Raw genomic sequence first — 11,565 nt, 5'->3', positions numbered from 1 at the left:
AGGGAGGGTTCGGTGACCCGTCACGGAGTCACCCACCTGGACCTTGCCATAACGCCGGCGTAAGTCCGAGTCCGGGCGTGCGATACGCGTCAGAATCGAGGTCCGCCCGGACGGCCGTACCCCGACCCACGGTGAACCGCAGCCCGTAGTCCTTGGTGAAGAAGCGTCCGCCACCGGAGTCCACGCCGTTCAACTCGGCCTGGAGGGTCACCTTGGTGCCCGGCTTCCACTCCTGCTCCGGCCGCCAGATGATCCGGTCCTTGCCTTGGACCGACTTCCAGGTCCACGCACCCGTCGTCCGGTTGTCGGTGGTCACGGTCAGTCGCCGCTCCACCGTCGCCCGGTCCCGCACCGGAAAGGCGAAGGTCAGGGTGATCGGATCATGGACGCCCACCACCTCGCCGTGCGGCCGCGGGGCGATCGTCAGCCGGTTCCGCTTGGCCACCTTCCCGGTGGTCAGCGACTCCTTGGCCTCATCGGTGGCACCCTGCGGATTCTTGGTCCGGGCGAGCACCGAGTACTTGGTGTCCGGCGCGGCCTTCGCCCGCGACGTCCACACCGTCCCGCCCGCACTGAACCCGCCGACGAGCTGCCGGCCCCGGGGATCGGTCACCGTCACCTCGGTCAGCACCCCGCCGGCCGCACTCACCCGCAGCCGGTCACCGGCCTGCACCGTCGGTTGCCCGCCGGCCGAACCGAGCCCCACCTTCACCGGCTGCTCCACACTCGCCGAGGCCCGGGTCGCGTCGCAGGCCGCGAGCGCGCCGACGCCGAGCACCGGCATCAGCGCGAGGGCGACGCACAACGACCGGGAGGGCCGGAACGGCCGGGCGGGGCTCAGGCTCATGAGCGGACTTTCCGTCGGTGTGTGGGAGGCGGCGGCAATGTCGGCCGCTAAGACGGCCAATCGCCACACTCCGTTGCGAGGAGTGAGGTGATCCATGCCACTTCTTTACCGACCCGTGGAACCGCCGTCACACACGCCGCTCCCGCATCAGCGGAGACGGGGCCGAGGCATCCCGACACCCCTCGACCATCCACCCGGGTGACCGCTCGGTGACCCGCAGTGATCACCCGTTCGGGCCACCACGTCGCGAACCGGGCATACCTCGAAATGCGCCAAACTGGCCACCGCTCGCCGTCCGTTCGGGCGGTCGTCGAGGAGGTGTGGTGTCCATGGCTGTCTCCATCTCGGTCATCCTCTTGCTGGTGATCCTGATCGTGATCTTCCTGCGCAGCGGCAAGCTGAAGCTCTCGCACGCCATCGTCTGCGGACTGCTCGGCTTCTACCTGGCCGGCAGCAGCCTCGCTCCGGACATCCACCACGGCCTCGCCAACGCCGCCGAGGTCGTCAGCAGCGTCCGCCCGTGACCCCGCCGCACCGCGTCAACACCCCGCTACACTGAGTGAGAATCCCGGGAACGATTAACTCTCCGTAATCGTTGCCGAACAGGGAAGAGGCAAGCGGGCGCCGGAGGCCGGACGGCGGCTCACCGGAGTGAGAAGACCCCCAGCGCATTGGCCACCGGTCGTTCCTTGCCGTCCGTGGGGTGGTTGCGCACCCCGACCTCGCCGTAGCGGTCCTCGGTGACGAACGTCGAGGAGCCGCCGCCGTCCAGGTCCGTCGCGTCGCGGGCGCCCAGCCGTGCCATCAGCCCCGCCAGTTCGCGGACCGTCAGGCCGGTCTGGTGCCGGCCCTTCTCGCCGTCCAGGGCCATCAGCAGCAGGGTGCGTCCGTGGTGCGCGATGCCGGCGGAGGTGCGCATGGTGACGGCGGTGGTGTCCAGGCCGGCCGTGGGGCGCCCGTCGCGCAGCACCGGGAAGCCGCCGACCGCGCAGCGCAGCCGCCCCGGGCGGTGGCCGACGAGCCGGTGGCTGATCCGGACCCGCTCGCCGAGGTGCAGCGCGCGCAAGCGTCGTGCGCCCCCCTCGCGGCCGACCAGCACCACCGAGCCCGGCGCGATCGTGCCCGCACCCGGGCGCCGGGCGGTCTTGACCACCCGGCCGTGGCGGACGGTGACCTCGGCGGTGGCGGTGTCGCAGCCCGCCCCGCGGTCGGTGTCGGTGCCGCAGACCGCCCGTTCCCGGGACACCCCGCCCCACCGGGCGGTGTACGCGCCGATGCCGCCCTGCGGCAGGGCGTACTGGTTCAGCCCGCGCAACGGCCAGTCGCCCGCGGCGCTGCGGACGGTGCCGCGCAGGGCCAGCCGGTCCAGTCGGGCCCGGCGGTCGTAGCCGATGCCGAGCACGTCCTCCGTGTTTGCGCCGGGGGGCAGTGGTGGGCCGAAGCGTTGGCCGTCGGGCACCGCGCCCTTCAGCGCCCGTCCCGAGGAGACCTCTGGGCCGACCGACGAGCCGGTGACCGCCACCCCGGGGTGCTGGGCCTCGCTGATGTTGAAGAAGTCGCCGTTGACCGCCGCGACCGCCTCCTGGTCCCCGGCCAGTTCGGACACCGGGGCCCGGGCGGCCACCGCGGCCGGATGGAGCAGGTCCACGGAGACCTCGGGGTGGGACAGGTCGACGGACAGCAGGTGGCCGCGGGCGGTGCCGCGGGGCAGTTCCAGTCGGAACCCTGAGTAGGTGACCCCGGGGGCCAGCCGCACCGGTGCGGTGCGGCTGAGGTGCGTGCCCCGCGTGACGGGGGAGGGGGCGGGTGCGGCGAGGTCGGCGGCCGCCGCCCGGGCCGTGCCCGCCACCGTGCCACCCACCAGGACGCCCCAGGCGACTGCGCCCGCCGTCACTGCGCGGATCGTGACCGTCCGGATGGTTCCCAACCGCTGCTTCACGACAGCCCCCTGACGTTGCGTCAACTGTTTCAGGTGGTGGCAGCGCTCACTATGGACCGCGGATGGCGGGATTCCGAACATCCGCGGAACGGTGCCGTGTCGCCCGCCGGGCCGGGGCGACCGGTTCGGCCCGGCGGGCGGCGGCCCTTTGCGCCGTCGGAGGTCGGCGCCGTCAGAAGTCGGCCAGGTCCTGCCAGAAGTTCGCGCCCTTGACCAGCTCCATGTAGTGGGCCCAGTCCCAGTACTGTCCGGGGTCGGTGTGGTCGGTGCCCGGGACCTCGACGTGCCCGATGATGTGCTCGCGGTCCTTGGGGATGTCGTAGCGCTCGCAGATGGCGGCGGTCAGCAGGGCCGAGCGGGCGTAGAGCGTCTCGGTGAACCACTTCGGTTCGTCGATCCACCCCTCGTGCTCGATGCCGATGCTGCGGGTGTTGTAGCCCCAGTTGCCGGCGTGCCAGGCGACGTCCCGTTCGCGGACGCACTGGGCGGTGTAGCCGTCCGAGGATCGGACGACGTAGTGCGCGGCGGCCTTGTGCGCGGGGTCCTGGAAGAGTCGCAGGGTGTCCGCGAAGGTCTCCTGCGTCACGTGGATGACGACGGTGTCGATCGGGTACTGCGTGGGGCGGTTGGCGGCGGTGTAGTTGGCGGCGTCGGCCGGGGTCCAGTGCACGGGCGGGTAGCCGAAGGGCCGTGCCCGCCGCCTGTGCGGTGTGGCGGCGCCGGCCTTGGTGAGGGGGGTGAGGGCGGCGGCTGCGGCGAGTGCGGCGGCGCCGGTGAGCAGCCGCCGGCGGGCCGGGAAGTGCTGGTCGGGTTCCATGCGAACTCCTGACAAGGACCGAGGGGGTCGCGTACATGTCACGCACGTGCCGGTGCGTTCATCATGCGCAACGGCGCGCGTGCTGCCAAGGGAATGGCCGGCGTGTCAATGGCTTGACCAAAGAAGGCCCGCGGCGGGTGACCTGCGCCCAACGCCCCTGATCGGCCGCAACGCACGTCACCCGGGTGCCGCGCCGCGCCGCGACCCCGACGGAGGGTCAGTGCTGCGGGCGGCACCCGGGTGACGGGGCGTCCGGCCGGTCGCTCAGTGTCCGATCTCGACGTCCTCCAGGACACCCAGCGCGTCGGGCACCAGCACCGCCGCGGAGTAGTAGGCGCTGACCAGGTACTTGATGACGGCCTGGTCGTTGATGCCCATGAACCGGACGGACAGGCCCGGTCGGTACTCGTCCGGGATGCCGGTCTGGTGGAGGCCGACCACGCCCTGGTTCTCCTCGCCGACGCGCAGGGCCAGGATCGAGCTGGTCTGGTCGGGGTTGATCGGGATCTTGTTGCAGGGCAGCAGCGGGATGCCGCGCCAGGCGCGCACCGGCGTCCCCTCGATCTCCGCGGTCGCCGGGTAGATGCCGCGGGCGTTCCACTCCCGCCCGATGGCCGCGATGGTCCGTGGATGCGCCAGCAGGAACTGCGTCTTGCGGCGCCGGGAGATCAGCTCGTCGAGGTCGTCGGGGGTGGGCGGGCCGCTGTGGGTGTGGATGCGCTGCTTGAGGTCGGCGTTGTGCAGCAGGCCGAACTCGCGGTTGTTGACCATCTCGTGTTCCTGGCGCTCGCGCAGCGCCTCCACGGTGAGTCGCAGCTGCTGGTCCAGCTGGTTCATCGGGTCGTTGTAGAGGTCGGCCACCCGCGAGTGGATCTTCAACACGGTCTGCGCGACGCTCAGTTCGTACTCCCGCGGCGCCCGCTCGTAGTCCACGAAGGTGCCCGGCAGCGCCGGCTCGCCGACGTGTCCCGCGGCCAATTCGATGGCCGCCTCGCCGTGCTTGTTCTGGGCCGGGACGAGTGCGGTGCGGACGTTCTCGACGTGCTCGCGCAGCGCCGCCGAACGGCCCAGCACCTCTTCGTAGTCGCCACGGGAGAGGGTGAGGACGGTGCCGCGGGTTGCCGCGCGCAGGGTGAACTCCCACTCGGCGTCCGGCGCCAGCAGTGCGGCGTCGCCGGCCGCGTCACCGCCGGCGAGGACCGCGGTCACCGTGTCGTCGCCGTACTTGCCGGTGCCGATCCGTTCGACTTTGCCGTGCGCGATCAGGATGACCTGGTCGGTGGTGGTGCCCTTGGTGGCGAGGACGTCGCCGGGGGCGACGTCCCGCTGGGTGAACCGCCCGGCGAGCTCCTGGAGCGTGGGGTCGTCGGTGAAGCCTCGAAGCGGTGCCAGTTCGCGCAACTCCTGCGGAATGACGCGGACCTCGGAGCCCTCGGTGACGAATTCGACCTCGCCGTCGCCCAGGGTGTGGGTCAGGCGGCGGTTGACGCGGTAGGTGCCACCGGAGACCTGCGTCCACGGCAGGATCCGCAGCAGCCACCGCGAGGAGATCCCCTGCATCTGCGGCGGGGTCTTGGTCGTGGTCGCCAGATTGCGGGCGGCCGCGGTGTCCAGGCTGGACCGGTGCTCCTCGGAGCCGGCGGTCTGCGGGCCGGACGTGGGGTCCACGGATGTGGTCATGCGGGGGGTCACCTGTTCCGATCGGTGCGTAAAGCGTGGAAGGCAAAACGCGGTGAAAAGCGCGGGAAATTACTCAGTGAGGCGGTGGGGCGGGCGGCACTGCCGGACCGTGCGGTGCGGCAGCCGCCCTCCGGGGATTTCCCGCTCAACGCCCGATTTCTACGTCTTCGAGGACGCCCAGGGCGTCGGGGACGAGGACGGCCGCGGAATAGTAGGCGCTGACGAGATAGTTCGAGACGGCCTTGTCGTCGATGCCCATGAAGCGCACCGAAAGGCTCGGCTCGTACTCGTCGGGAATTCCGCTGCGGTGCAGTCCGACGACGCCCTGCTTGTCCTCGCCGGTGCGCATCAGCAGCACCGAACTGGTGCCGTGCTCCGTCACCGGGATCTTGTTGCAGGGGAAGATCGGCACTCCGCGCCAGGACGGCAGTGAGTGGCCGTTGAAGTCCACCGCGTCCGGGTAGAGTCCGCGGGCGCTGCACTCCCGGCCGATCGCGGCGATCGCCTTGGGGTGGGCCAGCAGGAAGCCCGGGTCCTTCCAGACCGTCGCGAGCAGGTCGTCGAGGTCGTCGGGGGTGGGCGGGCCGCTGCGGGTGTGGATGCGCTGGGTCAGGGCGGCGTTGTGCAGCAGCCCGAACTCGCGGTTGTTGATCATCTCGTGTTCCTGGCGCTCACGCAGCGCCTGCACGGTGAGCTTGAGCTGTTCCACGACCTGGTTCATCGGGTCGCTGTAGAGGTCGCCGACCCGGGTGTGGGAGCGCAGGACGGTCTGCGCGACGCTGAGTTCGTACTCCCGGGGCTTGCGCTCGTAGTCGACGAACGTGCTGGACAGGGCTGGTTCGCCGTGGTGGCCGGAGGCGAGGGCGAGCGGGGGCTCGCCGCCGGTGCCGGCCGGCGGCGCGGACCGGTGGCCGTCGGACGCGAGGTGGTCGCGCAGGGCCGGCGAGCGGCCGATGACCTCGTGGGCGTCCTGGCGTGCCAGGGCCATCACCGTCACCCGGGTCACCGCCCGGTAGCTGAACTCCCACTCCCCGCCGGCGCCGTCGAGCGCGGCGTCGCCGAGGTGGTCGCCGCCGGCCAGGGCTTCGAGGACGGTCTCGTCGCCGTACTTGCTGGTGCCGACCCGGTCGACCCGGCCGTGCGCGATCAGCACGACCCGGTCGTGCGGCGCACCGGCCTGGGCGATCAACTCGCCGGGAGCGTATTCGTGTTGGGCGAACCTCTCGCCGAGCGCCGAGAGCACCTCGGTGTCGGTGAAGTCCCGCAGGGCGGGCAGTTCGCGCAGCTCGTCGGGGATGATCGTGACCGCGTTGCCGTCGATGTCGAAGTCGATCCGCCCGTCGCCGACGGTGTACGCCAGGCGTCGGTTGACACGGTACGTACCGCCTGAGACCTGGACCCAGGGCAGCAGCCGCAGCAGCCAGCGGGAGGTGATCCCCTGCATCTGCGGCGCGGTCTTGGTGGTCGTCGCCAAATTCCGTGCAGCGGCCGTACTCAGGCTGGAAATTTGGCTCTCTTCGGCGCTTCCGGTCAGCGTTTCGCCGGCAATCGTCACCATGTCACCTATCTCGTCGAGGCTGCGGCGTGGAACACCGGGCAGAACTCAACGAAGGCCCCCCGGCAGCTCGCCGCCGCCTCGAAGATAGCGGCGTTGATTTTATCGACACAATCGCTCGATTGGGTGGCATGGAATTGACTTTCCATGGAAAGGGTTTAGATCTTTCGGTACTGGGCAAAGTGTGCCGGGGCGATGATCACGGACGGTGCGTCAGCCGCCCAGCAGCGCCGCTCCGTCGGTCAGCGTCGCCGCCAGCCGCTCCCAGGCGTCGCCGTCCCGCTCCCGCGCCGGATGTGCCGCGCCGCGGGCCGTCCCCCAGCGGCGCGCCACCGCCGCCGGATCCTCGCCCAGCAGCAACCCGGCCGCCTGCGCCGCCGCCCCCAGCGCGACGAGTTCGTCCGCCTCCGGTACCACCACGGGACGGCCCGAGAGCCGTCGCACGGTCTCCCGCCAGGCATGTCCGCGGGCCCCGCCGCCGATCAGCAGGAGCGGCGCGTCGGGCGCGGCGTCCACTCCTGGCAGCCGGTCCAGGGCCCGCAGCAGCGTGAACACCGCGCCGTCGTAGGCGGCCTGGAGCAGTTGGCCGGCGGTGGTGTCGTGGCGCAGCCCGTGCAGCAGGCCCGTGGCGTGCGGGAGGTTGGGGGTGCGCTCGCCGTCGAGGAAGGGCAGCAACACGGCGCCGCCGCCCGGCTCCACGGCCTCCCGGTCACGGCCGAGCAGCGCCGCCACCCGGTCCACCGCGAGGGTGCAGTTGAGCGTGCAGGCCAGTGGCAGCCAGTCGCCGCGGGCGTCGGCGAAGCCGGCGACGGTGCCGGTGGGGTCGGCGGGGCGGCGGGTCGTCACCGCGTACGCCGTCCCGGAGGTCCCCAGGCTCAGCACCGGCTGCCCCGGCCGCAGGCCGAGGCCGAGCGCCGCGGCCATGTTGTCGCCCGTCCCGGCGGCCACCAACGCGCCGTGCGGCAGCGGCAGTTCATCGGTGCGCACGGTGCCCGCCGCCTCGCCGGGGAGCGCCACCCGCGGCAGCATCGACGGGGCCAGTCCGACCCGGTCCAGGACTTCCGCGTCGTACGTGCCGGTGGCCGTCGCCCACCAGCCCGTTCCCGAGGCGTCGCCGCGATCGGTGACCGCCTGGCCCGTCAGCCGCTCGACGAGGTAGTCGTGCGGCAGGCGGACGGCGGCGGTGGCGGCCGCGGCGGCCGGCTCGTGGGCGCGCAGCCAGGCCCACTTGGCGACGGTGAACGCCGGGCCCGGTACGCTGCCGATCCGCTCCGCCCAGGCCGCCGGGCCGCCGCCCTCCGCGATCAGCCGGGCGCTCTCGGGGGCCGGGCGGACGTCGTTCCACAGCAGGGCCGGGCGGACCGGCTCGCCGGCCGCGTCCAGGGTCACCAGGCCGTGCTGTTGGCCGGCGACCGAGACCGCGGACGCCTGCCGGGCGGCCGCACCACACTGGGCCAGTGCCTCGCCCAGCGCCCGCCACCACTGCCGGGGGTCGCTCTCCTTGGCCGCCCCGCCGCTGACCGTGTGCGGTGCCTGACCGCGGGCCAGTACCCGTCCGGTCTCCGCGTCCACCACCAGCGTCTTGGTCGACTGCGTCGAGCTGTCCACCCCGACGACCAGGGGTCCGGCCGACTGTGCGCCCATCGAGCACTCTCCCTCGGCGGCCGGTGGTACGGGCCCTGCCCCCGGGGCTCCCGGCCGCTTGGGGCCCCGGTGCGCTGCCGCATAGTAATGCGCGCAGCGCCGGTCCCGGGCGGCCTGTGGACGACACGCGCGGCGCGCGCCGGCCGGTCGCGGTCAGCCGCCGAACAGCTTGCGCAGGAAGCGGACCTCCGCGGTCCGTTGGGCGCCGCCGCCGCTCTCGTGGGCGTTGAACCGCCACACCTCCAACTGCTTTTCGCCCGCATAGTGGTGGTGGGCGGCGAACCCGGTGGAGGGCGGCACGACCTCGTCCCGCAGGGCGGTGCCGAAGAGCGCCGGGGCGGTGGCGCGGACCGCGAAGTTCAGGCCGTCGAAGTGGTCGAGGGTGTGCAGCGCGGTGTCGACGTGGTCGCGCTGGCCCGCGAAGTAGCGGGCCAGTTCGCCGTACGGGCCCTGGTCGGTGATGTCCAGGGCCCGCCGGACGTGCGTGAGGAACGGCACGTCGATCAGGGCCCCCGCCAGACCGGGGACCAGGCCCGCCACGGCCAGGGCGAGGCCGCCGCCCTGGCTGCCGCCGGCGACCACGATCCGGGCGGCGTCCACCGCGGGGTGTCCGTGGGCGACCTCGACGGCCCGTACGGCGTCGGTGATCAGCCGCCGGTAGTAGTAGGTGTCGGGGTCCAGCAGGCCCTGGGTGAGCTTGCCCGGTACGCCCGGGTGGGCGATGCCCACCGGGTCCGGGGTCTCGCCGGGGCGGTTGGGGCCGCTCTGGCCACGGGTGTCCATGACCAGCGTGGCGTATCCGGCCGACGGCCACAGCAGCCAGTCGTGCGGGAACATCCGGCCGCCGCCGTAGCCGAGGTACTGCACCACGCACGGCAGGGGGCCGGCCGCCGCGCGCGGGCGCAGGAACCAGCCGCGGATGCGGTGCCCGCCGAAGCCGGCGAAATCCAGGTCGTCGACGTGGAGTTGGGTCAGTCCGTCGTCGAGCGGGGTGAAGCGGGGGGCGAGGTCGTGGGCCCGGGCCTCGTCGAGGGTCCGGTGCCAGAACGCGTCGAAGCCCGGGGGCTCGGGCAGGGGAGGGCGGTAGCGGCGGAGTTCGTCCAGGGGAAGGTCGGTGAACATGGCGCACCTCCGGGCAGTGAGGCGTACACGTCGGGCACGTTAGGGTCTGTCCGGGCGATCAGGATCGGGAGCCGTCCGTCCGGGCCACGGGTCGCCAACGGTGCCCACGGGGCGGAGGGTTCGCCCCGGAACGGTCCGGATCGGTCGCCGCGTCCCTGACCCCCACCAAAGAAGCGACATTTCCGCCATGAGCTTTCCCCCGCCTCCGCCGTCCAACCAACCGCCGCACCAGCCGCCCCCGGGCGGGCCGGGCGGCTACGGCCCGCCGTACGGCGGCTATGGGCCCGGCGGGCAGCAGCCGGCGCCGGGCGGGTACGGTCCGGGTGGCCACGGACCGGCGGCGCCCCAGCCCGGGCAGCCGCCGGCCGGCCCCTACGGCGCCCCTGCCGGCGGCTTCGGCCCGCCCGGGGCCGGCGGTCCGGGTGGTTGGCAGCAGCCGCCCGCCCCGCCCTCCGGCGGCGGCAACGGCACCACCATCGCGCTGATCATCGGCGCCGGCGTGCTGATCGTGGCGCTCGTCGTCGGCGGCGTCATATGGGCCACCAACGGCGGCGGCGGGCGCAACCAGGCCCGGCCGGGCACCGGCACCACCGCCAGTCCCACCCCGGCCTCCTCGGACTCCGGGCTGCCGACGCCGTCCCCTTCGGCCTCCGCGACCCCCACCGGCCCCGAGAGCACCGCGTCCGCGCCCTCGGGACGCGGCGTCGCCTTCTACGCCCTGAAGACCGGCGACTGCTTCGACATGCCGCCGGGCGGGAACGGCGGCAACAACGAGTCGGCGCCCTGCACCGGCCCGCACGACGCCGAGGTCGTCTTCCTCTACACCCTGCCGCGCGGCCTGACCACCGAGAACGAGATCAAGGACAAGGCGTCCACGCTGTGCTCCTCGGAGCTCCAGGACAAGGCGTCCAAACAGCCCGCCGGGACCGCCGGGGGCACCTACGTGCAGTTCCCCAGTGCCCAGGGCTACAAGCTGGGCATCAAGACCGTGGTGTGCAGCCTGACGGGCAACCGCAGCGGTACCAAGAAGCTCACCCGGCCGTTGACCTGACCCGGGACGGGACCGGGAGCCGGACACCGGGCTGCGGGACGGGCGTCACGGTGCCGGGCGGAGCGGCGCTCCGGTCACCGGCCCCGGCGCGTCGGGCCCGTCCGGACCGCCCGTCCCGTTCACCTCGGCCGCCGCCGGGTCCAGCACGCGTGACAGGAACGCCCGGGTCCGCTCGTGCCGGGGAGCGCCCACCACCCGTTCCGGGGCGCCCTCCTCGACGATCAGCCCGCCGTCCATGAAGACCACCCGGTCGGCGACCTCCCGGGCGAAGCCCATCTCGTGCGTGACGACCAGCATCGTCATCCCGTCCCGCGCCAGCGAGCGCATCACCGCCAGCACGTCGCCGACCAGTTCGGGGTCGAGCGCGGAGGTCGGCTCGTCGAAGAGCATCAGCTCCGGAGCCATCGCCAGCGCACGGGCGATGGCGACCCGTTGTTGCTGACCGCCGGACAACTGCGCCGGATAGGCGGCGGCCTTGTCGCCCAGGCCGACCCGGGCCAGTTGGTCACGGGCGACCCGCTCGGCCGCGGCCCGGTCGCGGCGCAGCACCCGGCGCTGGGCGATGGTCAGGTTCTCCAACGCGGTCAGGTGCGGGAAGAGGTTGAAGGACTGGAAGACCATGCCGATCCTGCGACGCACCCGGTCGATGTCGACGTCCGGGTCGGTGACCTCGGTGCCGGCGACCGTGATCCGGCCGGCGCTCGGCTCCTCCAGCAGGTTCACGCACCGCAGCAGCGTCGACTTCCCGGACCCCGACGGCCCGATGACGCAGACCACCTCGCCGCGCGCCACCGAGAAGTCGATCCCGCGCAGCACCTCCACCGCGCCGAACGCCTTGTGCAGTCCGCGCACCTCGATGGCGTTGCCGCCCCCGACGTCGGTCATCCCGTGCCCCTCCCCGCCAGCCCCG

The 11,565-nt window shown here is 72.8% G+C and carries 11 protein-coding genes; 3 read left to right on the top strand and 8 right to left on the bottom strand.

Features of this window, described 5'->3' with window-relative positions:
- Positions 1–28: 28 nt before the first annotated feature.
- The gene (locus ACLJT4_RS10155; protein ID WP_411121968.1) at positions 29–847 is read right to left on the bottom strand and encodes an Ig-like domain-containing protein; all 819 of its coding nucleotides are present in this window, start codon (positions 845–847) and stop codon (positions 29–31) included.
- Between the two features lie 329 nt (positions 848–1,176).
- Between ACLJT4_RS10155 and ACLJT4_RS10150 the strand changes: the two genes are divergently transcribed.
- Positions 1,177–1,371 (top strand): hypothetical protein, encoded by a 195-nt coding sequence (locus ACLJT4_RS10150; protein WP_016578626.1) that lies wholly within the window; start codon positions 1,177–1,179, stop codon positions 1,369–1,371.
- 119 nt (positions 1,372–1,490) lie between these two features.
- Here ACLJT4_RS10150 and ACLJT4_RS10145 read toward each other — a convergent pair whose 3' ends face one another.
- From ACLJT4_RS10145 to ACLJT4_RS10130, 4 genes are all read right to left on the bottom strand, one after another.
- Entirely contained in the window at positions 1,491–2,741 is a 1,251-nt protein-coding gene (locus tag ACLJT4_RS10145; protein WP_411121967.1) for a phosphodiester glycosidase family protein, read from the bottom strand.
- A 217-nt stretch (positions 2,742–2,958) separates the two neighbouring features.
- On the bottom strand, positions 2,959–3,603 hold the full coding sequence (locus tag ACLJT4_RS10140; RefSeq protein WP_411121966.1) for an N-acetylmuramoyl-L-alanine amidase: 645 nt from the start codon (positions 3,601–3,603) through the stop codon (positions 2,959–2,961).
- Between the two features lie 264 nt (positions 3,604–3,867).
- Positions 3,868–5,283, bottom strand: coding sequence for a family 2B encapsulin nanocompartment shell protein (locus tag ACLJT4_RS10135; protein WP_411121965.1), 1,416 nt, complete (start codon positions 5,281–5,283; stop codon positions 3,868–3,870).
- Positions 5,284–5,428: 145 nt separating this feature from the next.
- On the bottom strand, positions 5,429–6,841 hold the full coding sequence (locus ACLJT4_RS10130; RefSeq protein WP_411121964.1) for a family 2B encapsulin nanocompartment shell protein: 1,413 nt from the start codon (positions 6,839–6,841) through the stop codon (positions 5,429–5,431).
- Here ACLJT4_RS10130 and ACLJT4_RS10125 point away from each other — a divergent pair.
- Positions 6,791–6,979: a hypothetical protein gene (locus tag ACLJT4_RS10125; protein ID WP_162483929.1), complete on the top strand. Its 189-nt coding sequence runs from the start codon at positions 6,791–6,793 to the stop codon at positions 6,977–6,979. The two genes, ACLJT4_RS10130 and ACLJT4_RS10125, sit on opposite strands and share 51 nt — an antisense overlap.
- 72 nt (positions 6,980–7,051) lie before the next feature.
- Here ACLJT4_RS10125 and xylB read toward each other — a convergent pair whose 3' ends face one another.
- Complete coding sequence (xylB, locus tag ACLJT4_RS10120) at positions 7,052–8,482, bottom strand: xylulokinase (protein ID WP_411121963.1); 1,431 nt, start codon at positions 8,480–8,482, stop codon at positions 7,052–7,054.
- Positions 8,483–8,635: 153 nt separating this feature from the next.
- Positions 8,636–9,604 carry an acetylxylan esterase gene (locus tag ACLJT4_RS10115; RefSeq protein WP_411121962.1) on the bottom strand — a complete coding sequence of 323 codons (969 nt, stop codon included), beginning with the start codon at positions 9,602–9,604 and terminating at the stop codon, positions 8,636–8,638.
- A gap of 187 nt (positions 9,605–9,791) precedes the next feature.
- On the opposite strand from ACLJT4_RS10115, the gene ACLJT4_RS10110 reads away from it, so the two are divergent.
- Positions 9,792–10,655, top strand: coding sequence for a hypothetical protein (locus tag ACLJT4_RS10110; RefSeq protein WP_411121961.1), 864 nt, complete (start codon positions 9,792–9,794; stop codon positions 10,653–10,655).
- Between the two features lie 45 nt (positions 10,656–10,700).
- Here ACLJT4_RS10110 and ACLJT4_RS10105 read toward each other — a convergent pair whose 3' ends face one another.
- Entirely contained in the window at positions 10,701–11,540 is an 840-nt protein-coding gene (locus ACLJT4_RS10105; RefSeq protein ID WP_411121960.1) for an amino acid ABC transporter ATP-binding protein, read from the bottom strand.
- Positions 11,541–11,565: the final 25 nt, after the last annotated feature.

The sequence above is a fragment of the Streptomyces sp. x-19 genome (assembly GCF_046549115.1).
Lineage (GTDB): Bacteria > Actinomycetota > Actinomycetes > Streptomycetales > Streptomycetaceae > Streptomyces > Streptomyces albulus_C.
Note: the sequence above shows the minus strand (reverse complement) of the source record. Positions and strands in the feature narration are given on the sequence as shown.